23 protein-coding genes are annotated in these 25258 nt (G+C 60.2%); 17 read left to right on the forward strand and 6 right to left on the reverse strand.

The annotated features are described in order from the left end of the window. Positions 1–55 precede the first annotated feature (55 nt). The 12 genes from DYE40_RS09275 (at position 56) to DYE40_RS09330 (ending at position 10462) form a co-directional block, all read left to right on the forward strand. Positions 56–799 carry a class I SAM-dependent methyltransferase gene (locus DYE40_RS09275; RefSeq protein ID WP_115308803.1) on the forward strand — a complete coding sequence of 248 codons (744 nt, stop codon included), beginning with the start codon at positions 56–58 and terminating at the stop codon, positions 797–799. An 87-nt stretch (positions 800–886) separates the two neighbouring features. Beyond that, positions 887–1801, forward strand: coding sequence for a hypothetical protein (locus DYE40_RS09280; protein ID WP_115308804.1), 915 nt, complete (start codon positions 887–889; stop codon positions 1799–1801). A 130-nt stretch (positions 1802–1931) separates the two neighbouring features. Then, positions 1932–3071, forward strand: a complete 1140-nt coding sequence (locus tag DYE40_RS09285) for a beta-ketoacyl-ACP synthase III (protein WP_115308805.1) — start codon at positions 1932–1934, stop codon at positions 3069–3071. Positions 3072–3237: 166 nt separating this feature from the next. Then, positions 3238–4008, forward strand: coding sequence for a DUF3800 domain-containing protein (locus DYE40_RS09290; protein WP_218564342.1), 771 nt, complete (start codon positions 3238–3240; stop codon positions 4006–4008). Positions 4009–4023: 15 nt separating this feature from the next. Continuing rightward, a complete protein-coding gene (locus DYE40_RS09295; RefSeq protein ID WP_115308807.1) occupies positions 4024–4416 on the forward strand; it encodes a DarG family dialkylresorcinol biosynthesis protein in 393 nt (130 codons plus the stop codon). Between the two features lie 97 nt (positions 4417–4513). Further along, on the forward strand, positions 4514–5509 hold the full coding sequence (gene darH, locus DYE40_RS09300; protein WP_115308808.1) for a BtrH-related acyltransferase DarH: 996 nt from the start codon (positions 4514–4516) through the stop codon (positions 5507–5509). Positions 5510–5589: 80 nt separating this feature from the next. Next, positions 5590–6486, forward strand: coding sequence for an ABC transporter ATP-binding protein (locus DYE40_RS09305; RefSeq protein ID WP_115308809.1), 897 nt, complete (start codon positions 5590–5592; stop codon positions 6484–6486). Beyond that, on the forward strand, positions 6483–7733 hold the full coding sequence (locus DYE40_RS09310) for an ABC transporter permease (protein ID WP_115308810.1): 1251 nt from the start codon (positions 6483–6485) through the stop codon (positions 7731–7733). Before DYE40_RS09305 ends, DYE40_RS09310 begins: the two co-directional genes overlap by 4 nt. A 121-nt stretch (positions 7734–7854) precedes the next feature. Continuing rightward, on the forward strand, positions 7855–8379 hold the full coding sequence (locus tag DYE40_RS09315; RefSeq protein WP_115308811.1) for a hypothetical protein: 525 nt from the start codon (positions 7855–7857) through the stop codon (positions 8377–8379). Between the two features lie 54 nt (positions 8380–8433). Continuing rightward, positions 8434–8724, forward strand: a complete 291-nt coding sequence (locus tag DYE40_RS09320; protein WP_115308812.1) for an acyl carrier protein — start codon at positions 8434–8436, stop codon at positions 8722–8724. Beyond that, positions 8721–9755 carry a beta-ketoacyl synthase N-terminal-like domain-containing protein gene (locus tag DYE40_RS09325; RefSeq protein WP_115308813.1) on the forward strand — a complete coding sequence of 345 codons (1035 nt, stop codon included), beginning with the start codon at positions 8721–8723 and terminating at the stop codon, positions 9753–9755. The genes DYE40_RS09320 and DYE40_RS09325 overlap by 4 nt, the downstream gene beginning before the upstream one ends. Next, a complete protein-coding gene (locus DYE40_RS09330) occupies positions 9743–10462 on the forward strand; it encodes a hypothetical protein (RefSeq protein WP_115308814.1) in 720 nt (239 codons plus the stop codon). The genes DYE40_RS09325 and DYE40_RS09330 overlap by 13 nt, the downstream gene beginning before the upstream one ends. 77 nt (positions 10463–10539) lie before the next feature. Here the strand turns inward: DYE40_RS09330 and DYE40_RS12355 are convergent, their stop codons facing one another. From DYE40_RS12355 to lptF, 3 genes are all read right to left on the reverse strand, one after another. Continuing rightward, positions 10540–10728, reverse strand: coding sequence for a hypothetical protein (locus tag DYE40_RS12355; RefSeq protein ID WP_147286625.1), 189 nt, complete (start codon positions 10726–10728; stop codon positions 10540–10542). Positions 10729–10964: 236 nt separating this feature from the next. Next, positions 10965–12035 carry an LPS export ABC transporter permease LptG gene (lptG, locus tag DYE40_RS09335; RefSeq protein WP_115308815.1) on the reverse strand — a complete coding sequence of 357 codons (1071 nt, stop codon included), beginning with the start codon at positions 12033–12035 and terminating at the stop codon, positions 10965–10967. Further along, complete coding sequence (gene lptF, locus DYE40_RS09340; RefSeq protein WP_115308816.1) at positions 12032–13144, reverse strand: LPS export ABC transporter permease LptF; 1113 nt, start codon at positions 13142–13144, stop codon at positions 12032–12034. Before lptF ends, lptG begins: the two co-directional genes overlap by 4 nt. A 176-nt stretch (positions 13145–13320) precedes the next feature. Between lptF and DYE40_RS09345 the strand changes: the two genes are divergently transcribed. Together DYE40_RS09345 and DYE40_RS09350 are read left to right on the forward strand one after the other, a co-directional pair. Continuing rightward, a complete protein-coding gene (locus DYE40_RS09345) occupies positions 13321–14736 on the forward strand; it encodes a leucyl aminopeptidase (RefSeq protein WP_115308817.1) in 1416 nt (471 codons plus the stop codon). A gap of 202 nt (positions 14737–14938) precedes the next feature. Then, positions 14939–15616, forward strand: a complete 678-nt coding sequence (locus DYE40_RS09350; RefSeq protein WP_115308818.1) for a HEPN domain-containing protein — start codon at positions 14939–14941, stop codon at positions 15614–15616. Between the two features lie 561 nt (positions 15617–16177). On the opposite strand, the gene DYE40_RS09355 is transcribed toward DYE40_RS09350, so the two are convergent. From DYE40_RS09355 to DYE40_RS09365, 3 genes are all read right to left on the reverse strand, one after another. Further along, positions 16178–17611, reverse strand: a complete 1434-nt coding sequence (locus DYE40_RS09355; protein WP_115308819.1) for an efflux transporter outer membrane subunit — start codon at positions 17609–17611, stop codon at positions 16178–16180. 70 nt (positions 17612–17681) lie between these two features. Further along, the gene (locus tag DYE40_RS09360; RefSeq protein ID WP_115308820.1) at positions 17682–20861 is read right to left on the reverse strand and encodes an efflux RND transporter permease subunit; all 3180 of its coding nucleotides are present in this window, start codon (positions 20859–20861) and stop codon (positions 17682–17684) included. Positions 20862–20873: 12 nt separating this feature from the next. After that, positions 20874–22214, reverse strand: coding sequence for an efflux RND transporter periplasmic adaptor subunit (locus DYE40_RS09365; protein WP_115308821.1), 1341 nt, complete (start codon positions 22212–22214; stop codon positions 20874–20876). A 210-nt stretch (positions 22215–22424) separates the two neighbouring features. On the opposite strand from DYE40_RS09365, the gene DYE40_RS09370 reads away from it, so the two are divergent. The 3 genes from DYE40_RS09370 to DYE40_RS09380 all read left to right on the forward strand — a co-directional run bounded on the left by DYE40_RS09370 (position 22425) and on the right by DYE40_RS09380 (position 25149). Then, complete coding sequence (locus DYE40_RS09370) at positions 22425–23096, forward strand: TetR family transcriptional regulator (protein WP_115308822.1); 672 nt, start codon at positions 22425–22427, stop codon at positions 23094–23096. Beyond that, complete coding sequence (locus tag DYE40_RS09375; protein WP_115308823.1) at positions 23093–23908, forward strand: siderophore-interacting protein; 816 nt, start codon at positions 23093–23095, stop codon at positions 23906–23908. Before DYE40_RS09370 ends, DYE40_RS09375 begins: the two co-directional genes overlap by 4 nt. Positions 23909–24372: 464 nt before the next feature. After that, positions 24373–25149, forward strand: coding sequence for a ParA family protein (locus DYE40_RS09380; RefSeq protein WP_115308824.1), 777 nt, complete (start codon positions 24373–24375; stop codon positions 25147–25149). The last annotated feature ends 109 nt before the right edge of the window (positions 25150–25258 follow it).

A 25258-nucleotide genomic window follows, 5' to 3' on the forward strand; every position in this document is an offset into this window, starting at 1 on the left:
TCTGAAAACTATTTTCCCCCGTTTTCAGGCTGCCCAATCATCGGAAAGGCAAACCATGAACCCCAATCTCGCCCCCCTGCTGCGCCAAGATTTAAACCCCGCCTACCTTGCCGAAGAACACGGCATCCTGCGCTATCTCAACCCCGCCGATTTGGCAGGCGACAACGGCAAATACCAAAAGCTCTACGACCGCCTCGCCCCGCTGTACGACATCGGCGAAAACTGGCTGGCGCGGCTCAAATACGGCAACGGCATCGCCAAAATGCGCCGCGAAATGATGCGGCTGATTGACTGGCAAAACGGCGCAAACGTGCTGTATGTGTCCGTGGGCACGGGCAACGATTTCCGCTATTTCCCCGACACGGTAAACGCAGGCAGCCTGAACATCGTGGGCGCGGATTTGTCGCTGGGAATGCTGCGGCGCGCGCAGAAAACATGGCAGCGGCGGCTCAACCTGTCGCTCGTGCATTGCGCCGCCGAAGATTTGCCCTTTGCCGACAACCGCTTTGACATCGTGTTCCATGTGGGCGGCATCAATTTCTTTTCCGACCAACGCCGCGCCCTGGCCGAAATGCTGCGCGTCGCCAAGCCGGACACACGGCTGATGGTTGCCGATGAAACGCAGGATTTGGTGGAGCAGCAATACCAAAAAAGCGTGTTCACCCAAGCCGCCTATCAAAACGCACAGGTGGACGTGTCGGCAATAACAAACGCCCTGCCCGACAACGCCGTCGAGCGGCAAACGCATATCCTGTGGAGCGGACGCTTTTACGCGCTGACGTTCCGCAAGGCAGCCTGAAAACCGTTTTGCCACTTTCAGGCTGCCTTTCATTTAAAAAACAGCGCACAAAAGCTATAATTACACATTTCGTAACCGCCTTTTGCCATGACCGCCCCCAAAGTTTTACTCGTTTACTACTCCCAAACAGGGCAGCTTGCCACGCTCGCGCAGCAATTTGCCCTGCCGCTGCAACAGGCAGGCATCACGCTCGACTGCATACCGCTTGCGCCGCAGCAGCCCTATCCCTTCCCGTGGCGGTTTTGGCATTTTTTTGACACCTTCCCCGAAACCGCCCACCTGCGCCCCGCGCCGATTGCGCCGCCGCAGCTTCCGCATGATGATTACGATGTCATCGTCATCGCCTACACCGTGTGGTTTCTCGCCCCATCGCAGCCGATAACCGCCTTTCTGCAACGCCCCGAAACGCGCCGGCTGCTCAACGGCAAGCCCGTGGTAACGCTGATTGGCTGCCGCAATATGTGGCTTGCCGCGCAGGAAAAAATGAAAACGCTGCTCTTAGCAAACGGCGCAAAACTCATCGGCAACATCGTCAAAACCGATGCCTGCGGCACCGCCGCCAGCTTTGTTACCACCCCCGCATGGCTGTTCACGGGCAACAAACATTATTTCCAAACCCTGCCCGCCGCAGGCATCGCCGAAGCCGAGTTGGCAGACGGCGCAAGGTTCGGCGCAAAACTGCGCGATGCCCTGCTCGCCCGCCAAACGCCCGATGAAACCCTGTTCCGACACATGGGCGCGGCACGGGTAAACGAAAAACTGATTTTCAGCGAAAAAGCCGCCGCCCGCAGCTTCCACCTGTGGGGCAAGCTGCTGATGGCGGCAGGCAAAGTCTCGCCCCTGCTGCGCCGCCTGCTGCTGGCGTGCTACATCCTGTTTCTGATTACGCTGATTTTGACCGTTATCCCCCTGAGCATGGTGTTGAAAAAGCTGCTGCATCCGCTGCTCAAACATCGCCTTGCCCAAGCCAGGCAATATTACGCCGCACCCTCGGGCGAATAGCCTGTTTACCCGTTTTCAGGCTGCCGAACCCAAAGGCAGCCTTGCCCCTTTGTCCCAGCATATAAGGGGCTATACCCCAGCGTAACACGCAAGGTTGAAAACCATACCCCCCCATTCATCACACAACACCATGACCAACGAAGTTTACCTCACCCGCGCCACCGCCTTTCTCCCCAACGCCCCCGTTGCCAACGACCAAATGGAAGCCGTACTCGGCATGGCAGGCGGCATCCCCTCGCGCGTGCGCCGCATGATTTTGCGCTCCAACGGCATCGTCTCGCGCCACTACGCCATCGACCCCGCCAGCCGCGCCGCCACCCACACCAACGCCGAACTCGCCGCCGAAGCCCTGCGCCAACTCTTTGCCGCACCCGAAGCCAGCGAAGCCACCTGCCTTGCCTGCGCCACCTCCTATCCCGACCAAACCATGCCCGGGCACGGCGCAATGGTGCACGGCTTGTCCCCCCTGCCCCCCTGCGAAACCGTATCGCTCGCAGGCGTGTGCGTGGCAGGCATGGCAGCGATGAAATACGCCTACCAAGCCGTAAAAACAGGCGAACACGCCGCCGCCATCGCCACCGCATCGGAAAACGCCTCCGCCATGATGCGCGGCGAAGTATTCCAAAGCGAAACCGATTTCAGGCTGCTGCAACACGCCACCCCCGAAATCGGCTTTGAAAAAGACTTCCTGCGCTGGATGCTGTCAGACGGCGCAGGCGCGGTGCTGCTGGCAAACCGCCCCCTTGCAGGCAGCCTGAATTTCAAAATCCACTGGATAGACCTGCTGTCCTACGCCAACGAAATGCCGCCCTGCATGTACGCAGGCGCAGAAATCCGCGACGGCGCATTCCACGGCTGGAAAACCGTCAGCGCAGACGAGCGCGCACACCACAGCATCATGGCAGTCAAACAAAACGTCAAACTGCTCAACGAACACATCATCCGCTACACCGTAGAAAAACCGCTCGCCCAAATCGCCGCCAAACGCAGCCTGAAAGCCGAACACATCGACTGGTTTCTGCCGCACTACTCGTCCGAATTTTTCCGCGACAAAGTAGCCGCAGGGCTGGCAAACGCAGGGCTGCCCATCGCACAGGAAAAATGGTTCACCAACCTGAGCAGCAAAGGCAACACAGGCTCGGCTTCCATCTACATCATTTTGGAAGAATTCATGCGCCGCCAGCCGATTGGACGCGGGCAGAAAATCCTATGCTATGTGCCTGAAAGCGGACGCTTTTCCACTTGTTTCATGCTGTTGGAGGCGGTGTAGCCGGCTTGCTTTCAGGCTGCTTATCATTTAAAATGGCACGCATTAAGCCGAGAGTGCTGACCTTTATTTGCAGAACGTTGGGCGATTGACCCACTCGGCTTACCATCCATTCCACAGCCCTTTGCAGCCATGCAGGGGGCTTTTTGTTAGAGATTAAACAATGTATTTGCTTTATGCCGATGAATCAGGCTCGGTGGACGATCCGAACGGCGATTTTTTCGTGTTGGCAGGCATCAGTATTTTTGAACGCCAAACCCATTGGTTAGACCAAAAAATAGAAACCGTGGCGCAACGCTTCAACGCCCGCTTTGCCGGCGGAAAATGCGAATTTCACGGCAGCCCCATGCACTCGGGCAGGGGCAGTTGGAAAACCGCCGCCACGCCCGCCGAACGCGCTCAGGCGGTTGCCGATATTTTGCATTTGTTGTCGCATTCGCAATCCCAAATCCGCATTTTTGCATCAATAATTGAAAAACGGCTGTTCGCCGACAAATCGGAAATCATCCCCACCGCCTTTCAAGATATTGCCTTTTCATTCGATTCTTCGCTGCGGAATATTTATTACAAACACAACAACGCCCAGCGCGGCTTGGTTTTGTTTGACAAAAGCACTTCCGAGCGCATGATACAAGAGCTGTCTTACAGCTATAAACACTTGGGTTCGTCAGACGACAAACTGCGCAATTTCGCCGAAGTGCCTGTATTTGTGGATTCGCAAGCCACACGGCTGATACAAATGGCAGACTTAATTGCCTATTGGCTGTACCGTTATTACCAAAGCAACGACAATCGCGGATTCAACATCATCCAACCGCATATCTGGCGCAGCGGCGCGGAAATACTGGGTTTGCACGAGCATATTTCTGATGAAACGCGCCGGCGTTTGCCCCATGCAGGCGACTGCGGCTATCCGTTTCCCACGCCCAATCCCATTTAAGGAGGCCGTCTGAAAATGGACATCGACGACATCCCCCAAGACCAAAGCGAAAGCTACGGCGGACACAAAAAAATCATCTACGGCACGCAAGGCGGGCATTACCAAGCCGCCACCAGCAGCGGCTGGGAAGCCGAAGCCTACGCCACCGCGCTAGCCGTGCACGAATTGGACGCGCAAACCGAAGCCGCACGCGCCGCCGTATTGCGCGGCGAATATTCGCCGCTGTATTACCAAATGTTCCGCGCGCGCCACGACAGCGCCAGCCTTGCCGCCGCCGCAGGCTTCTGGCATTGGCAAACGCGCCGCCATCTGCGCCCCGCCGTGTTTGCCAAACTGCCCGCGCGCGTTTTGCAAAAATACGCCGATGCGCTGAATATCCACCCTGCCGATTTAAACAAACTGGATTAACCCCAGCTCCCCCGTTTTCAGGCAGCCTGAAAGCGAGTTTACGAGCTTCTGCGAAGCTAAAAGCAAGCGCACAGGCAGCCCCCATTTGAGAACCGCCATGACCCCATTCCCCCACCAGCACACCGCCCACTGCGAAAGCGGCGTGATGTCCACCCTGCTGCAATACCACGGCTATCCGCTCAACGAAGCCATGATATTCGGCATCGCCCACGCACTCACCTTTGTGTGGCTGCCCATCGTCAAGCTCAACGGCATGCCGCTGGTTTCCTACCGCACACCGCCGCGCAGCATCATCAAACGCACCTGCCAAGCCCTCGGGCTGAAACTCAGCATACAAAAATTCGCCCGACCCGAAGACGGCAAAACCGCGCTGGACAACGCCCTTGCATCAGGCAAACTGGTCGGCATGCAAACCTCCGTTTACTGGCTGCCCTATTTTCCCGAACAAATGCGCTTCCACTTCAACGCCCACAACCTATTGGTGTACGGCAAAGACGGCAACGACTACCTGATTAGCGACCCCGTGTTTGAAAACGTGCAACGCTGCCCCGCCGATGATTTGCAACGCGCCCGTTTCGCCAAAGGCGCGCTGGCCGCCAAAGGCATGATGTACACGCTGGAAACGCACAGGCAGCCTGAAAACACCATCGCCGAGCTGCCCCGCATCATCCGCCGCGCCATCCGCAAAAACGCACGCCAAATGCTCGCGCCCGTGTTTTTTGTCGGCGTAAAAGGCATCCGCACCGTTGCCAAAAACATTGAAAACCTGCCCGCCCGACACGATGGAAAATACCAAAAACTCTTTCTCGGGCATCTCGTGCGGATGCAGGAAGAAATCGGCACAGGCGGCGCAGGCTTCCGCTACATCTACGCCTATTTTCTGGAACAAGCCGCCGAAATCTGCCGCGAACCCGCCTTTCAGGCTGCCTCACAACAAATGACCCACATCGGCGACCAATGGCGGCAATTCGCCGCGCTGTGCGTGAAGCAATGCAAAAGGCCGTCTGAAAACGGCTGCGCCCAAATCGCCGCGTTTTTGCGCGAAATCGCCGACAAAGAAGAAGCGTTGTGGCGCACATTGAAACAAAGCTGACAAACCGAAACAAAGCCGATAAACCGTTTTGCCAACCAGCCCGTCTGCACCACGCCAATGCCCCTATCCCAAGCCAAACCATGATTCAAATCCAATCCCTTTCCCACCAATACCCCCAAGCCGCCGCGCCTGCGCTGGACAAGGTCTCGTTTGAGATTGCCAAAGGCGAATGCTTGGGGCTGCTCGGGCACAACGGCGCAGGCAAAACCACGCTGATGTCGCTGCTGGCAGGTTTGCAGCCCGTGCAGCAGGGCGCGATTTTGTTTGACGGCAAACCGCTGCACCGCCTGCCGCGTGCCGAGCGGCAGAAAATCGGGCTGGTGCCGCAGGATTTCGCCTTTTATCCGCAGCTTTCGGTGTGGGACAACCTGCTGTTTTTCGCATCGCTCTATCGCCTGCGCGACCAAGGCAGCCTGAAAAAGCTCATCGCGCAGGCAGGCTTGGAAGCGCACACGCACAAAGCCGCCAAGCATCTTTCGGGCGGCTTGAAACGCCGTCTGAATTTCGCCATCGGGCTGGTGAATGCGCCGCAGCTTGTGTTTTTAGACGAAATTACCGTGGGCATAGACCCCCAGTCGCGCCGCTTTATTTTGGACAGCGTGGCGGATTTGACGCAGCAGGGGGTAACGGTGGTGTACACCTCGCACTACCTGCCCGAAATCGAGCAGCTTTGCAGCAAAATCGCGCTGCTGCAACACGGGCATCTGGTGTACCACGGCAGCCTGAACACGCTGTTGGACACGCAGGCGCAAACGGTGCGCTTTATGACCGAGCCGCCCCTGCCGCCCGAAGCCCTAGCCGCGCTGGAAGCCGCACCCTTAGACAAACACGGCATGATGGAAACGGCGCAAAACGCGGCGGCGGTGTATGCCGCCCTGCAAAACAGCGGCACGCGCATCCGCTATTTCCAGCAGGGGCACGGCTCGCTGGAAGCGTTTTATTTGGACTTTTTGCGCCGAGAAACGGAGCAGCCATGATTGCCGCCTCGCTGGTTAAAGAATTGAAACTGCTCGGCCGCGACCTGCACGGCTTGGCGGTTTTGTTTGTGATGCCGATTACCTTCATGCTGATTATGTCGCTGGCGTTGAGCCGCGATGCCGACCCGCACCAAGGCAGCCGCATTGCGCTGGTGGGCGCGGCAGGCGACAAAATCAACACGCAGCTTGCCGCCGCGCTGGCAAAAGAAGCCATGCAGGTCAGCACCATGCCGTCTGAAAAACTCGCCGAAGCGCAAAACGGGCTGCACGAAAAACGCTTCCAACTGGTGCTGCACAATCCCAACCGCCTTGCCGAAAGCCTTGCCGACAGCAAGCCTTTGCAGATTTACGTTGCGCCCGACACCGAGCCTTCGTGGCTGGCGGCGGTAAAAGGCGTGCTGCGCCAGCATTACACCGAAACGCGCATCAACGCTTATTTTGACGGCAGCGGCATCACGATTGACAATAAAAAACTGCCGCCTGCCGTGCGCCAAGAAATCCAGAAAAAGATAGACGAGAAAAACGCCGAGCAGCTGAACGCGGTGAGCGCGTTTCTCAACCGCCCGATGCTGGAAGAGCATTATTTGAGCGCGGGCAGCGGCGCGGTCGCCAAGCCCAACGCGGTGCAGCACAGCGTACCGGCATGGCTGATTTTCGGGATGTTTTTCATCATGATACCGCTGTCCAACGTGATGGCTTTGGAGCGGCAGACCAACACGATTACGCGCCTGCGGCTGGCGCGTGCCAGCGCAACGGGGCTGATTGCGGCAAAGCTGGTGCCGTATTTCCTGATTAACCAGTTGCAGTTTGCAGGCATGTTGCTGCTCGGGCGTTATCTGCTGCCCGAAATCGGCGTGAGCGCGCTGGTATTGAACGGCAGCCTTGCGCCCTACGCGCTGCTTGCCGCCGCCGTGTCCGCCGCCGCGCTCGGCTACGCGCTGCTGATTAGCGTGTGCGCCAAATCCACCGAACACGCGGTGGTGCTGGGCGGCGGCGGCATTATCCTGATGGCGGCACTCGGCGGCATTATGGTGCCTGCCCATGTGATGCCGGAAACCATGCAGCAGCTCACTTGGGTGTCGCCGATGGCATGGGGCTTGAAAGCGTTTCAGGCATTGCTGCTCAACCGCAGCGGCCTGCACGGCATCATGCCGTATCTCGCGCTGCTGGCAGGCTTTGCGGTGCTGACGCTGGCGGCGGCGGTGCTGGTTTATCGGCGGCAGTTGCGAACGCAGGTAAGGTTTTGAGCCTGCGGTTTTGCGATTATGGTTTGGCGTTTCAGGCTGCCTGCCCATCTGACAGCGCACAAATGAATTTGGCAACCTACCCCCTTTCAGGCAGCCTGAAAACATAAACAAAGGGAAAACAATGCAATACAGCAATATTGAACTGAACACCCAACAATCGCGCGAAAAAGTGCTCACCCAAGCACACATTGATTTTTTCTACCAATTTTGCGGTTTTCTCGCCGAGCTCAACCGCTTGGAAACCGAAGCGCACGACAGGCACAAAGCATCGCAAAACCAAAAAACCGCCAACGGCTTGCCCACCCACCAAACCAACGATGAAGACAAAGCCATTTGGCGCGATTTTGCCGAACAAAAAACCGCGCTGGTTCGCCAATGGGCAAGCGCAAGCCTGTTTCAGCAGCAGCTGCAAAAAGGCATTGCACAGTCTTTCGGCTGGCCCGCCCGATACCATTATATTGACCTGCCCTGCCGCGCCGAATTGATTGTAAAAAGCGCGAAAAAGATGACGGTTGAGTTTTACTATACAGGCACGCCGGCAAAGAAAAACCGCTTTGGTTTTCGGCTGGAAGAAAACGGCTGGCGGCTGGACGAAGTGAAATACGGCTATCAAACCGAAACAGGCTGGTTCAACGTAACGCTTTAACCGCCCCCTTTTTCAGGCTGCCCAAGCACACAACACACCCCACGAAAGCCCCCCATGCCCTACACCTTCACCCTCGCCCCCGAAGCCTTGGAAACCGAATTAAAAAAACTCATCCTGCAAGAAGCCGATAAAACCGATGCGATAGCGCTATCCGATTTTTCAGACGGCCTCCCGCTGTTTGGCGACCAAAGCCCCATCGGCTTGGATTCGCTGGACGCGCTGCAAATCAGCGTGGCATTGCAGCAGCATTTTCGCGTGCGTTTGCAGGGCGACCGCATGGTACGCAAACACATGATGTGCGTGCGCGATTTGGCGGCGTTTGTCCGCACGGAACACGGCGCATGACTTGGCTGTGCGGCGCAGCGGCAACGTGTGCCGGCCACACGCAACGCGCATCAAAGCAGCCTGAAACCATAGATTTCGCCTTTCTCGGGCAAACCCACCAAGCCCCATACTACCGCGCCTTTGCCGCCGACAGCCTTTCCCGCAGCGAAATTGCCGATGCCGCCGAACAGCACTTGCGCCGCGCCGCCGAACAGGCAGGCTGGCAGCCTGAAAGCTGGCACCGCGCGCCCGTGTTTGTCGCGTCCAGCACCTATCTCATCTCCGAATACGAAAACCGCCGCGCCGCCCACATTCCCCACCTAGAAAACCACCTGCTCTATCTCGCCGGCGACCTTGCCCAACGCAGCGGCAACCGCAGCATCTTCAACACCGCCACCGCCTGCACCTCCTCCGCCCATGCCCTGATGCAGGCACACCGCCTCCTGTCGCACGACTTGGCAGCACGCGCCTTTGTGCTGGGCATAGAAAACCTAAACCGCCTCACGCTGCTGCATTTCCACAGCTTGGGACTGTTTGCCCAGCAATACCAGCCTTTCCACGGCAACGGCTTGATATTGGGCGAAGGCGCAGCCGCATTGGCCCTATCAGCCGATGCCCCGCCCCGCAAAGGCAGCCTGAAACTCATCGCCACCGCCGCCAACACAGGCAGCCATCTGGTGCAAAGCCATGCCGAAACCCAAGCCCGACTGATTCGCCGCGTACTACAACAAGCCGACCTTGCCCCAAGCCGCATCGCCCTAGTCAAAACCCACGGCATCGGCACCGCAGACACCGATGCCGCCGAGCTTGCCGCGTTAAACGACGTATTCGGCACACCGCCCCCGCTGGTCGCATTCAAACCGCAAATCGGGCACACCCTGGGCGCAAGTGCCGCGCTGGAAACCGCCCTGCTCGCCGAAGCACTCCGCCGCCGCACGCTCACCGATATACACGGGCGCAGCATTCCCCTTTCCAACCATCTCTACTGCCTTGCCCACCATTTCGGCTTCGGCGGCAGCAACACCGCAAGCATCTGGCAATGGACATCCTAGACTTAAACATCCGCATCACCGCCGCCGCCCGTTTGGACACCGATGCGGCAACACCCGCCAAACAGCTCAAAGCCGCGCTGCAACAGCAAAGCGGCATAGACCCGCGCCGTTTCAGCCGCCTGAGCCTTATCGCCGCGCTCGGCGCACACCTGCTCAAACAAAACCGCCCCATCGCACCCGACTGCGCCGTCTATACCGCCGCCCCGTTTTCATCGCCCGGCGTGTTTGCAAAAATGGCGGACAACGTGTTCAACCACGCCGCCATGCCCTTTGATTTCATCGCCAACCTGCACAACGCTCCCGCTTTCCACGCCGCGCAAAGCCTTGCCAGCAGCGGCGCTACCGTATTCATCCCCACTGGCAAACAGCAACCCTACTACCCGCTGCTCGCCGCCGCCCTAGCATTGGACGCAGGCGGACAGGCAGCGGTGGGCTGGTGTTACGAATACCAAAACGAACACCGCTGCACCGCAGAAGGCAGCGTATGGCTGCTGCTGGAACACGGCGCAAACACAGGCGCAACAATACGCGTGCGGCAAAACCACACCGCACCCCCCTGCGAAACAGCACAGTCGGACGGATACTATTGGCAAACCGTATGCGACCGGCTCACAAGCCAGCCTGAAACAGAAAGCCCGCTGCGCGTGGGCGACTGGGATTTGCTGGTGGGCGCGGCGGATTGGGCGGTGGCGCGGGGAAGAGTTTAGGCGGGGCGTAAGCACATAGAGGCCGGACCTGAGATTAAATAAATAGTCCTGAATAAACCTAATCTTATTTTTCCTGCTCATCGCCTGATGCGATTAGCGCGGTTTGCCGAGTAGGGTGTGCCGCCCAAGCGGCGCATACGTTCTCTGGTTTGGGATAAGAAAGAGGCCGTCTGAAAACCGTCAAAACGGATTTTCAGACGGCCTTTTGGTTTGATGTATGTCTCCGTGCAGCCAATCATGTAGGGTGTGCCGTCCAAGCGGCGCACGTGTTTTTTACCCTTTATGGATTTGTCTTTTGCAAACTTTGGCGAAACCGCCGCTGTCCCGCCGGCGGATAAACGCGGGGCTGACGGATGCGGGGACGATTCGGGGATGTTCGCCATTCCATCGTGCAGACATCCGCAACCGCGTGCGTCGCTGTGGCAACACACCCTGCTTGAACGGCAGAGGCCGTCTGAAAACCCGTTTTGCGGATTTTCAGACGGCCTGTTTACGCTGCGCTTCAGCGGGCTTCGTGCCTGCGTATCAGCCACACCGCCCACGCGGCGAACAGGAGGGTGGGCAGCACGGCGGCAAGGAAGGGGGGGATGCCGTAGAGGCGGCTGGTGAAGCCGAACAGGCGGCCGGCGAAGTGGAAGGCGAGGCCGAGGCAGATGCCGCCAAACAGTTTCAGGCCGGTGTTGCCCTGGCGCGAGGATTGGGGGGTAAAGGCGAAGGCGACGAAGGCCATGACGACCGTGGCGGCGGGGTACATGAGTTTGCGCCACCATTCGATGCGGTAGAGGTCGGTTTTCTGGCGGTTTTCTTCGAGATGGGTAATGTAGGCGGTGAGGGCGGTCAGCGACATTTGGTCGGGGCTGACGAGCAGTACGTCGAGCAGGCCGCTGCGGATGCCCGCGTGCCAGGTTTCGCGCGCGTGCTGTTCGGTACGCACGCTGTCGCTGCCGAGTATGCTGCGGCGGACGTTTTCAAGCTGCCAGCTTCCGTCGGCGGCCACGGCGGCGGACTCGGCCTGCCAGCTTTCAGTCAGCCGGAAGTCTGCATCGTGGCGGAAGGCTTTGATGCCGCGCAGGGTTTGGTCGGGCAGCATTTCGCGCACGTTGACGATGCTGCCTTGTTCTTTGATCCACAAGCCTTCCGCGCCGGTGCTGATTCTGCCGTTTTTGGCGGTGGTTTTGAGGTTTTCGGCGTAGCGGTTGGCGGCGGGGGCGGCGAGTTCGCCGAGCAGGGCGGTGGCGGTGGCGAAAATCAGGCCGAAGCCGAAGAACACGGCCAGCAGGCCGGCGGTGGTCATGCCGCTGGTTTTGATGACGGTCAGCTCGCTGTTGGCGGCAAGGCGGCCGAGGGCGAGCAGGCTGCCGATGAGGACGGCCAGCGGCATGAGCTGGTAGGCGTGGTCGGGGATTTGCAGCAGGACGTACTGTGCCATTTTGCCTGCGGTGTAGCTGCCTTCGCCGATGCCGCCGGCTTCGGCGACGATGTCGAAAAAGCTGTATAGGGCCAGCAGGGCAAACATGGCGTAGAGGCTCATGACGCTGAGCTGGCGGATGAGGTAGCGCGGGATGGTGTTCATGCTTTACCGCCTTTCAATGCGGCTTTGAGGGCGTTGCCGAAGGGTTGCGCGGGCATGGTGCGCACGCGCAGGAGGATGAGGGCGGCGGCGAACATCAGGATGTGCAGCGGCAGAAAGCCCGCCCAAAAGCCGATTTTTCCGTTTTCCACGGCGTTGCGCAGCAGGGTGAGGCCGTTTTGGTAAACAAGGAAAAAGCCGATGGCAAACAGGATGTTGTAGGTGTGGCCGGTGCGCGGGTTGAAATAGGAGAGCGGCACGGCGAGGATGGCGAGGATGACGGCGGCCAGCGGCAGGCTGATGCGCCACATGAGTTCGGCGCGGTATTGCGGGTTATCGCTGCCGATGAGGCGGGCGGTGGGGATGGTGCGGCGGTGGTCGATGGGATTGACGATTTTCGGCGTGGTGCTGATGACGAGGCTCAGATGTTCGAAGCCGACGCGGTTGTAGTCGGCTTCGCCGGGGATGCCGCTGTAACGGTAGCCCTGCGTCAGCTCGAGCGTGCGGCGGTGGTCGGTGAGGGCGAAGCGGCCTTCTTTGGCGAACACGACGTTTTCGCGGCCTTTTTCGTCCTGCTCGCGCAGGAAAAGGTTTTTCATCACGCCCGATTCGGTGTCAAAGGTTTCGACGAAATACACGCGGCCGTTGCGTTTGCCCAGCGTGCGGAATTCGCCCGCCTCCACCAGCGAAAGCTCCTGTTTTTGTTTCAGCAGCTCGGCAAACTCGCGGCTGCGCAGCTCCGCCCACGGCAACACGGCAAGCTGCATGGCCGCCACCAGCGCGGCAAAGGGCAGGGCAAAGGCAAGGACGGGACGCAGCCACTGCCGCAGCGACAGGCCGCAGGAGAGCCATACGGCCATTTCGCTGTCGCGCCAAAAGCGGGTCAGCACGGTGAGCACGGAAATATAGGCGGTGAGCACCAGCAGCAGCGGGGTCATGCCCAGCGTCCAAAAGCCGATGAGGGCGGCAACGGCATCCGCCGCCACCCGCCCGTCGGCGGCGCGGCCGAGCAGGTTTACGGCCTGTGTGGACACCAGCACCGCCAGTATCACGGCGAAAATGCCGGCGGCGGTGTAAGTGAGTTCTTTGATGAAATTCTGGCGGTAGATCATAAGCGCATTATCGGCAAAGGCCGTCTGAAAAGGCACGGCGGCGTTTTCAGACGGCCTGTGGGTCGGTGTGCGGCTGCCGTATGCGCCTTGCCGGATAGGGCAGAGACTGCAAACAGATGCCGCATGATGGGGTACAATCCCGCGCTGTTTACAACAGCCGACAGGAAATTAGGAAAATGGAATTTATCACAAAAGCCGCCGCTTTGCAGCCGCATCCCGAGGGTGCGGTGCTCTACCTTGCCGCCGCAGGCACACAGCCGCCGGCCGATGAAGCCGCCGCCCTGCTGCTCGCTTCTTTGGACGAGGGCGACACCTTCGCCGCCGCGCAAACCGTATCCGGCGGCACGCTGCGCCCCGTGGCCGTATGCCGTCCGGCAGGCTTCGAGCGCGAAAGCCTCGAAAAGGCCGCCGCCGAAGCCGCCGCCTGGGCGCAGAAGCAGCAAAGCCTTGCCATCGTGCTGCCCGCATCCGACGAAAACGCCGCCGCCCTGGCTGCCGAAGTGTTCGTTATCGCCCTCGGTGCGGCGGTTTACCGTTTCGACCGTTTCAAAAAAGAAGCCAAGCCCGCCCGCCTGCAACGCGCCGCCTTTTACACAGGATACGAAGCCGCCGTTCAGACGGCCTTAACCGATGCCGAAGCCACACTCTACGGCATCAACCTCTGCAAAGACCTCGGCAACACCGCCCCCAACGTCTGCACCCCGCAATACCTCGCCGACACCGCCCGCGCCGAAGCGGAAAAATTCGGTGCCGCCGCCACCATTCTCGACAAAGACTACATCCGCGAACGCATGGGCGCATTCTGGTCGGTAGCCAAAGGCAGCGTGCAAAACCCTTTCCTCATCGAGCTGCGCTGGAACGGCGCGTCCGATCCCGACGAAGCCCCCGTCGTCCTCGTCGGCAAAGGCATCACCTTCGATTCGGGCGGCATCTCCCTCAAGCCCGGCGAAGCCATGGACGAAATGAAATACGATATGGGCGGCGCGGCAAGCGTAATCGGTGCATTTGCCGCCGCTGCCAAAGCCCGCCTGCCGCTCAATATTGTTGCCGTCGTCCCCACCTGCGAAAACATGCCCGACGCGGGCGCGAGCAAACCCGGCGACATCGTAACCGCCATGGACGGCACTACCATCGAAATCCTCAACACCGATGCCGAAGGCCGCCTCATCCTCTGCGACGCGCTGACCTACGCCGGACAATTCCGCCCCGCCGCCCTGATTGATGCCGCCACCCTGACCGGCGCGTGCATCATCGCCCTCGGCCACGCCGCCAGCGGCCTCATGTCCAACAACCAGCAGCTCGCCGACCAGCTTCTCGCCGCCTCGCGCACAAGCGGCGACAAAATCTGGCAGCTTCCCCTGTTCCCCGAATATAAGGAACAGCTCAAATCCAATTTCGCCGACCTGCAAAACATCGGCGGCCGCGCCGCCGGCACCATCACCGCCGCCGCCTTCCTGTCCCACTTTACCGAAAGCCACCCCTGGGCGCATTTGGACATTGCCGGCACGGCATGGAAATCCGGCAAAGAAAAAGGCGCGACCGGCCGCCCCGTCGCCCTGCTGCTGCAATTCCTGCGCGACCGCGCGGCATAGCGCAGTCTGCCGCAGGACATGGCGCAGGCCGTCTGAAAACGCATCCGTGCAACTAAAAAAGCCGTATCGGGCAACTCTGCCGGGTACGGCTTTTTTGCCGATCGCAAGCGATATGCAAACACCTTTACAAAAAAGCAAAAAAACGCCACAATCCAAATACACCGTTTATCTTTTATATCAACCTTTAATCTAAGGCAGAGTCATGGATTTGCAAACGATCGACACCTGCTACCACCAACACCGCGCCGCCTACCCCGACCCTTTCCGCCTGCGTATCCACCGTGCGATCAGTTGGCTCAAATCTGCGGCAGAGGCTCAAAGGCCGTCTGAAAAACAGCCCGAACGCCTTGATTTCCGTTTTATCGCGCTGTGGATTGCTTTCAATGCCGCCTATGCCAAGGAAATCGACGGGCGCACGATGTCGGCGGAGCGCAGCGATTTCAGACAGTTTTTGCAGACGGTGTGCCGTTTGGACACGGAAAAGCTGCTGTACAAGCTGGTGTGGCAGACGTTTTCGGGCAGCATCCGCACGCTGCTGGACAACCGCTACACTTTCCAGCCGTTTTGGGATTTCCACAACGGCAAAATCAGCGAAAGCGCATGGCTGGACGGCTTTGCACGGGCAAAGAAAAAGGCACATGCCGCGTTGGCGGCGCAGGATACGGATACCGTGCTCACGGTGCTGTTTGACCGTCTTTATACGCTGCGCAACCAGCTTGTCCACGGCGGCGCGACATGTGGCAGTTCGGCCAACCGCAGCCAGCTTCGGGATGCCTGCAATATCTTGGACAGCCTGATTCCGGCGTTGCTGCACATTATGCAGCAGCATCCGGATGATGATTGGGGCAGGCCGTTTTATCCGTTTGTCAGGGAGGATTGAGCCGGCGGTGCCGTTGGAAAAACCGAAAATGTGGTGCGGCACGGAGTGCGGCGGCAAAACAGGGCTGCGGGGCAGGGCGGGGCGTTTGTTTGGCTGAAAACAGGCGGGGCAATAGCCGGAAGGCCGTCTGAAAACCCGTTTGAAGGTTTTCAGACGGCCTCTTTGTGTTTTCAAGCCATTCTGAAAATCCAGGGAATAATGAAGCAAAGAACGCGTGCGTGGCTGCGCCACACACCCTACGGTAGGTTTGCAGGTCGTATGATGAAACGGCAGGCCGTCTGAAAACGGGTTTTGCGGGCATTCAGACGGCTTTTAATGCTGCTGCGCAGGGTGTGGCGTAAGCCACGCGCGCGGTTTTTGTTTCTTGGAACGTACGCAGCTTTGTTACGGCATTGCGTTGCAGCACGAAAATGCGTGCGCCGCTTGGGCGGCATACCCTGCACGGCGGCAGCGGGACGGCATAAGAAGCATCAGGCCGTCTGAAAACCTTCAAACGGGTTTTCAGACGGCCTTTTTGTGTCTGCGCGGCTGCATTTTGGCGCAGCCGTTTTTCAGACGGCCTCAGTTGGCCTGCGCTGCGGATTCGGCGGTGTGCCGTTTCATGCCGCCGCCGAGGGCTTTGTAGAGGTCGGCCATGTTTTCGAGGCGGGTGAGTTGGTTGGCGAGCAGGGCGGTGTCGGCGGAGTAGCTGCTGCGTTCGGCATCGAGCAGGTCGAGCGCGCTGGACACGCCGTGTTTGTAGCGCAGGCTGATCAGGCGGAGCTGGTCGGCGTAGGCTTTGCTCTGCCGCGCGTTGGCCTGATAGGTTTTGTCGAGCTGTTCGCGGGCGACGAGTGCGTCGGATACGTCGCGGAACGCGCCCTGTACGGCGGCTTCGTAATTGACAACCTGTATTTCTTTGCGGATTTTGGCGGCGTTGAGGCTGCCTTTGAGGCTGCCCCATGTGAAGATGGGGATGTTGATGCTGGGGGCGAATGCCCAGGTGCCGTTGCCTGCTTTGAAGAGGTTGTTCAGCTCGTTGGAGGCGGTGCCGACGCTGCCGGTGAGGCTGATGCTGGGAAAGAAGGCGGCGCGGGCCGCGCCGATGTTGGCATCGGCCTGTTTGAGGGCGTGTTCGGCGGCGCGGATGTCGGGGCGGTTGAGCAGCACTTCGGAGGTGAGGCCGGCGGGCAGGCGGGAAACGGCAAACTGTTTGTCCAGCGGCAGGCCTGCGGGCAGATCGTCGGGTATGGGCCGGTTGATGAGGACGGCTATGGCGTTGCGCGCCTGCTCGCGGCTTTGCACGGCGGATTCGTAGGAGGCTTTGGCCGCTTCGATCAGGGCTTCCTGCTGGCGCAGGTCCACGGCGGAAATCACGCCGGCTTTGTGTTTGATTTGGCTGAGGCGGTAGGTCTGCTCGCGGCTTTTGAGCACTTTCTGCGCCAGTGCCATGGCTTCTTCGGCATAACGCTGGTTGAAGTAGGCTTTGGCTACGGCGGCAACGATGGCGAGGTGGGCGGAGTCGCGGGCGGCGGTGCTGTTGAAGTAGCCTTCGAGGGCGGCCTGTTTGTTGCTGCGGGCTTTGCCGAAGAGGTCGAGTTCGTAGGCGGATACGCCGAGGCCGACGCTGTACGATTCGGAGATGACTCCGCGTCCCGTGCCGTTGAGATCGCCTGCGCTACGCTGGCGGGTGCCGCTGCCGGTTGCGCCCAGAGAAGGGAAGAGGGCGGCGCGGCTGATGCGGTATTGTTCGCGCATGGCTTCGGCGTTGAGGGCGGCGGTGCGCAGGTCGGTGTTGCGCTCGAGCGCGGTTTCGATCAGGCGGTGCAGGCGCGGGTCGGCGAAGTAGTCCTGCCAACCGAGGTCGGCGGCGCGGATGCCGCTTTGCGCTTTGTCGTAGCCGAAGGTTTCGGGTACGGCAACTTTCGGCTCGCTGTATTTGGGAATCATGGTGCAGGCCGACAGGAGGAGGGCGGCGGCGATTGCGCCAAGGGGGAATGTAGTCTGTTTTTTCATAATCTGTTTCCTTGATGGTTTTCAGACGGCCTGTTCTGCTGCACAGAGGCCGTCTGAAAGATGCCGTCGTTTAGGCGGTGCGGCCGGTTTGCGTTTCGTGCGGCGGCTCTGCGTGCGGCGTTTTGCCTTTGAAGAGTTTGCGCACGAATACATAGAACAGCGGCACGAGGAACACCGACAGGATGGTGCCGACCAGCATACCCGAAAGCACGGTGGTGCCGATGGCCCTCTGGCTGGCCGAGCTTGCGCCGGAGGCGAAAAACAGCGGCACCACGCCCAGGATAAAGGCGAAGGAGGTCATGAGAATCGGGCGGAAGCGCAGGTGGGCGGCCTGTAAGGCGGCTTTTACCGCGTCCATGCCCTGTTCTTGCAGGTCTTTGGCAAACTCGATAATCAGAATGGCGTTTTTCGCGCTCAAACCGATCACGGTAATCATGCCGACCTTGAAGTAGATGTCGTTGAGATACTGCGGCGGCACGCCGAAGAGGGCCAGGAAGCCGTTGCGGCCGGTTACGCCCAACACGATGCCGAGGAAGCCCAGCGGCACAACAAGGATGACGGCCAGCGGAATCGACCAGCTTTCATACAGCGCAGCCAACACGAGGAACACGGCGAGAATGGCCAGGCCGTAAACCAGATAGGTTTGCGAGCCGCCTTTGACTTCTTCGCGCGATTGTCCCGCCCATTCGAGGCTGTAGCCGCCTTCGAGTTCGTTGACCATGCGCTGCGCTTCGGCCATGACCTGGCCGGTGGAGTAGCCCGTGGCGGCCGCGCCTTCGATTTTCATCGCCGGATAGCCGTTGAAACGTATGCTCTGCTGCATACCGTTTTCCCATTTCGCGCTCACGAAAGTAGAAAGCGGTACGGCTGCGCCCGATGAATTGGGCACGGTCAGCGCGAGGATGTCTTCGGGCTGCATACGCGAAGCCGCATCGGCCTGCACGATTACGCGCTGCAAGCGGCCGTTGTTGGGGAAGTCGTTGATATACGAAGAACTCAACGCAGTGGCTAACACGGTGCGCACGGCGGAGAAGTCGATGCCCTGCGCGGCGGCTGCGGCGCGGTCGATTTCGAGCTTGAGCTGCGGCGCGTCTTCCAGGCCGGAGGCGCGCACGTTGGATGCGTCAAACATCGGGCTTTGGCGCATTTTGCCGATCAGCTCGTTGCGCTTGGCCAACAGGGCGGCGTGGCCGCTGTTGTTGCGGTCTTGCAGATACATTTCGAAGCCCGAACTCGAACCCAACTCCCTGATGGCGGGCGGGTTGATGGCGAGGGCGAAGCCGTCTTTGACGCTGCCCATCAGCGCGCCGGTGATTTTGCCCGCCACGGCGGCGGAGCCGCTGGCCGGATCGCTGCGCTCTGCCCAGTCTTTCAGCGTGATAAAGCCGAAGCCCATGTTCTGGCCCGAGCCGGCAAAGCTAAAGCCCGATACGGTAAGGTAGGTATCGACTTCGGGCATGTTTTGCAACACGCCGTCCACCACTTTCATGGTTTCGTCGGTGCGCTCTTTGGTGGCGCCTGCGGGGAGCTGCACCATCATCATCAGGCTGCCCTGGTCTTCCTGCGGCAGGAAAGATGTGGGGATGTTGCGGTAGAGCAGACCGGCCACGCCGGCCAGTGCCAGATACACCGCAATCATCGGCGCCCCGCGTTTCATCAGCTTGGCCACCCAGCCTTCGTAGCCGTGCGTGCCTTTGCTGAATGTGCGGTTAAACCAGCCGAAAAAGCCTTTTTTCTCGACATGGTGGCCTTTGGGAATCGGCTTGAGCAGCGTGGCGCACAATGCGGGCGTGAGCGAGAGGGCGAAGAAGGCGGAGAAGCCGATGGCAATCGCCATGGTGGCGGCAAACTGGGTAAAGATTTTGCCCTGTGCGCCCGAGAAAAACAGCAGCGGCACAAACACGGACACCAATACGGCGGTAATGCCGATGACCGCGCCGGAAATCTGCGACATGGCTTTTTTGGTGGCTTCTTTGGGCGGCAGCCCTTCTTCAGACATGATGCGTTCGACGTTTTCCACCACCACAATCGCGTCGTCCACCACAATACCGATCACCAATACCATGGCAAACATGGTCAATACGTTGATCGACATACCCAGATATTGCAGGCAGGCAAACGCGCCCAGCAGCGAAATCGGCACGACGATGGTGGGAATCAGCGTGTAGCGGAAGTTTTGCAGGAACAAATACATCACGATAAACACCAGCACAATCGCCTCAAGCAGCGTGTGCACCACTTTTTCAATCGAGATGGATACGAATTTCGAGGAGTCGTAGGGTGCGCTCCATTCCATACCGGCAGGGAAGAAGCGTTTGAGTTCGTCCATACGCGCCCGCACGGCGGTGGCAGTGGCCATCGCATTGCCCTTGTTCGACAGCATCACGGCCATGCCCACGGCAGGCTTGCCTTTGAGTTTGGTGGCGGTGGAGTAGTCTTGGCTGCCCAACTCGATTTTGGCCACGTCTTTCAGGTACACGTTGGAGCCGTTGGTGTTGGCGCGCACGATGATGTTGCCAAACTGCTCGGCGGTGGAGAGCTGGCCTTCGGCGGAGATGGTGGCGAAAATGGTTTGGCCGGCCACGTTGGGGAGATCGCCGATCGAACCGGCGGAAATCTGCACGTTTTGCGCCGAAATCGCCGCGTTCACTTCGGCTACAGAGAGATTGTAGTTTTGCAGCTTTTTCGGATCGATCCACACGCGCATCGCCCGTTGCGAACCGAAGATACGCGCCGCGCCTACGCCTTCGACGCGCTGGATTTCGGGTTTGATGTTGCGCTCGACATAGTCGGCGATTTCCTCGGTGCTCATGCTTTCGGACGACATCATGAGTACCATCAGGAAGTTGGAGCGCGATTTGGACACGGTTACGCCGTTTTGCTGCACTGTGGCCGGCAGTTGCGACAATACTTCCGAGAGCTTGTTCTGCACTTCGACTTGGGCGAAATTCTCGTCGGTTTCCGGCGTAAACGTCAGCGTAACCGAACCGGAGCCGCTGCTGTCGGCATCGGTGGACATATAGTCCAAACCTTCCACGCCGTTCATATTGCGCTCGATCACGGACAGCACGCTGTCTTCCATCACCTGCGCCGACGCGCCCGGATAGGCGGCGGAGAGGCTGATGGTGGGCGCACCCACGCTCGGATACTGCGACACCGGCAGGTTGTTGATGCCGATAATGCCCGCCAGAATGACGAATATCGCGATTACCCACGCGAAAATGGGGCGGTCGATAAAAAACTTAGCCATGTGCGGATTTCCTTATTTGGCGGCGGAGGCGGCAGATGCGGAGCCCGCTTCGGAGGCCGTCTGAACGCCGGGCTGCGCGGCGGAAGCGGCCTGCTGCGGCGCGGAGGCGTTCTGTTCCGCCGCCTGTGCGGCAGCGGCGGGTGCGGCGGCGTTTTCAGACGGCCTCACCCATTCTTTGGGCGCAACTTTTTTCGAGCCGGTTTGCGCCCCCATCATGGCGGCGATGGTCGTACCGGCCACCACCACGCGGTCGCCCGCTTTGAGGCCGTCTGAAACAATCCAGTTGCCGCCCTGCTGCGCGGCCACGCTTACCACGCGCGGCTCGAGTTCGCTCTGCGCATTCACCACCATCACCGTATCTTTGGCACCGCGCGTAACCGCCTGCTGCGGCACGACAAAGGCATTGGGCACGGCCGACTGGCTCATCACCGCGCGGACATACAGGTTGGGCAGCAGCACGTTTTCGGGATTGGGCACCACCACGCGCAGCTTCACCTGCCCCGTGGTTTCGCTCACCGTGGGGTCGGCAAACATAAGCTGCCCTTTGTGGGCATAGGCGGAGCCGTCTTCCAGCAGAATGTCCACTTCGATGCGGCCGTTTGCCGCCGCCATCTTGCCTTCGCTGATTTGGCGGCGCAGCTTCATGATTTCCACGGCCGACTGGGTAACGTTGGCATACATCGGATCGGTCTGCGTGATGGTGGCCATCGCAGTTGCGTCGCCCGAGGACACCAGCGCGCCTTCGGACACGTTCGACTGGCCGATAAAGCCGGAAATCGGTGCGCTCACGCGGGAATAGTTCACATTGATCTGCGCCGAGCGGATGGCGGCTTTGGCGGCTTTCACCGATGCGTCGGCGGAACGTTTCGCGCTGATTGCGGCATCAAATTCCTGCTTGCTGATTGCGTCGGCCTCCACCAGCGGGCGGTAGCGCGACACATCGGCATTGGCTTTGGCCAGCGCGGCTTCGGCCGAAGCGAGCTGCGCGCGCGCGCTTTCCAGCGAGGCGGTGTAGCTTGCGTCTTCAAGCTGGTAGAGCGGCTGGCCTTCGCGCACAAACGTACCTTCCTGGAACAGACGGCGTTTCACAATGCCGCCCACCTGCGGGCGTACGGCTGCGGAGCGCACCGCTTCCAAGCGGCCGGGAAGCTCCACCGTGAGCGCGACATCCTGCGGCTGCACGGTTACCACCTCCACCGCAGGGGCGGGAGGCTGCTGCTGCGCGGCCGCGCCGCCTTCCTGTGCCGCGCCTTGTCCGCCTTCGGCGGCTGCGCCGCCCTGTCCGCCGCAGGCTGCCAGAGCCAGCGATACGGCTGCGGCCGAAGCCGCCAGATGCCACGTTCTGCGTGTCATATTGCTATCCTTTTTTTCTGAAAAACACCAAACAAAAATGCAAAAAATCAAACCTGTGCAGGCCGTCTGAAAACGTTCAGACGGCCTGTCGGATGCTGCAAACCAAATAAATTCGGGGCGAATTATACATACAGTCTTGAATGTAAGAAAGTTAAAAAATATAATGCCGTCCTAATCTTTACAATTACATAACGTTTCACGATACAGGCCATGCGAAAAACCAAAGAAGAAGCACAGAAAACCCGCGAGCAGCTTATGCAGTCCGCCCTCGACACCTTTCTCGAACACGGTGTCGCCCGCACCTCGCTGGCCGCCATCGCCCGCAATGCCGGCGTAACGCGCGGTGCGCTCTACTGGCATTTCAAAAACAAGGAAGATCTGTTTGAAGCCCTGTTTGAAAAAATCTTTCTTGCCTGCCGCGCCTCGCTTTCAGACGGCCTCGGGGAACACGACGGGCAGGGGCTGCACCGTATGCTTTGCGGCATGTTCGACCGCATCCGCTATGACGACACCCACCGCAAGCTGTTTACCATCATCCACCTCAAATGCGAGTTCACCGAAGAAACCCGCGCCGTATTCGATGTGAAGAAAAAATACATCGGCCTGTGGGAAGAGCAGCTCCGAGGTCTGATCCGAAGCTGTACGGAGCGCGGCGAGCTGCCGCAGGCCATCGATCCCGACCTGGCCGTTTTCTATCTGCACACCGTTATCGACGGCCTGGCCGGCATCTGGTTTTGCGAGCCCGAAGCCGACTTTTCCGCCTTCGTGCAGCCTGTTATCGACAGTGCGGTATACACCCTGCGCCACAGCCCCCATCTGCTGCGGCCGTCTGAAAAACACCCTGCCCGCCACAGCCTCCCCGCCACGGAAACCGCCCTATGAACCACGCCGCCCGCCCCCGCCTTGTCCGCGTCCTCTCCGCCGAAACCGTCGGCCGCCACACCCGCCGCATCTTCTTCACCTCGCCCGAGCTGGCCGATTATCCCTGCGACGGCGCGGGTGTGCCGTTCAAGCTCCTGCTGCCGCACAGCGGCCAAAGCGAGCCGAAAATGCCCGACCGTTTTGCCAACGGCCGCCCGCAATGGGACAGGCCGTCTGAAAAACCCATATCGCGCACCTACACCGTGCGCCGTTTCGACCGCGCAGCCCGCATCCTGACCGTGGATTTCGTCCTCCACGGCGACAACGGCCCCGCCGCCGCCTTCGCCGCGCAGGCCGCGCCCGGCCAAACCGTCGGCATCACCGCCCCCAAACGCGGCACCCTGCTCAAGCCCGCCGCCGAATACCTGATGGCGGGCGACCTCACCGCCCTGCCCGCCATCGCCGCCATGCTGGAAGAACTCGCGCAGCAGTCTCCCGCCGCGCGGGGCAAAGTCCTGCTGCTGCTGCCCGAAGCCGCCGACCTGCCCGAGCTTGTCCGCCCGGCCGGCATTGAAATCCTGCCCTTTTTCGGCGGCAGCGGACAAAACCCCGCCATCGCCGCCGCCGTGTCCCAATCCCGCCCCGCAGGCGGCGACTGCTACGTTTGGTTTGCCGCCGAAGCCGCCCTCGTTGCCGCCCTGCGCCCCATCGCACGCCAAGACTGGGGGCTGCCGCCCGCCCGCTGCTACGCCGTGCCCTACTGGCGGCAGGGCGAGGCCGAAGAGGCCTACCACGAGCAACGCCACGCCTTCGTAGACAACGACGCGCCCTAGCCTGCGGCCGTCTGCATATTTGTCGGTGCGCAAAGATAAGAGGCCGTCTGAAAATTAGTTTTCAGACGGCCTGCCGTTTTTCATCCGTAACGAATCCAAAACAGAATCCGCGCTACCGGCCCTCTCAGATTTTCAAAGCAGGGTGTGCCGCCCCGGCGACACACGCGTTCCGCGATTCCCGACAGAGGCCGTCTGAAAAAACAAAACCGCGTGCGCGGCCGCGCCACACACCCTACAACAATCCGGTAGGGTGTGCCGCCCAAAGGCGGCGCAAGCGTTCCTTGCATAAATAAAATGCCGCAAGGAATCTGCACACTTTCCGAGACAAAACCGCGTGCGCGGCCGCGCCACACGTACTACGCAGCGGCATGGGCAAAAGCCCGTGCCGCACCTGCCCGGCCGTTTTCAGACGGCCTCGAATAACGGTACAATCCGCGCCCCTGCAAACCGAACGGAAACCTGTCATGAGCGCGTACATCACCGCCGTTGCCAACCAGAAAGGCGGCGTGGGCAAAACCACCACCGCCGTCAACCTTGCCGCCTCGCTGGCGGCGGCCGGACAGCGCGTGCTGGTGGTCGATCTCGACCCGCAGGGCAATGCCACCACCGGCAGCGGCGTGGACAAAACCGCCATCGCCAAAGGCGTTTACCATGTTTTGCTGGGCGAGGCGGCCGTGGGCGAAGCCGTCAGCCGCAGCCCGGGCGGCGGCTACGGCGTGCTGGCGGCCAACCGCGCATTGGCCGGCGCGGAAATCGAGCTGGTGCAGGAGATTGCCCGCGAAATGCGTTTGAAAAACGCCCTGGCCGAAGTGGCGGACGATTACGACTTCATCATCATCGACTGCCCGCCCACGCTCACGCTGCTCACGCTCAACGGCCTGGTGGCCGCCGACGGCGTGATTGTGCCGATGGTGTGCGAATACTACGCCCTCGAAGGCATTTCCGACTTAGTGGCCACCGTGCGCAAAATCCGCCAGGCGGTGAACCCCGGGCTGGACATCCTCGGCATCGTGCGCACTATGTTCGACAAACGCAGCCGGCTGGCGGTGGAAGTGGGCGAACAGCTTGCCCGCCATTTCGGCAGCAAGCTGTTCGACACCACCATCCCGCGCAACATCCGTCTGGCCGAAGCCCCCAGCCACGGTATGCCCGCGCTGGCCTACGACGCGAAGGCCAAAGGCACGCTGGCCTATCAGGCTTTGGCGGCCGAAGTGGCGGCGCGGGCGGGCAAGGCCGTCTGAAAACCGCTTTTCAGACGGCCTCTGCGGTTAGGGTAGGGTGCCGCCTAAGCGGCGCACGTGTTTTCTGAATGCCGCAGGAAATCCTTCTGCTTTCCGCAAGACCGCATCC

Origin of the sequence: Kingella potus, from assembly GCF_900451175.1 — a bacterium.
Classification (GTDB): domain Bacteria; phylum Pseudomonadota; class Gammaproteobacteria; order Burkholderiales; family Neisseriaceae; genus Neisseria; species Neisseria potus.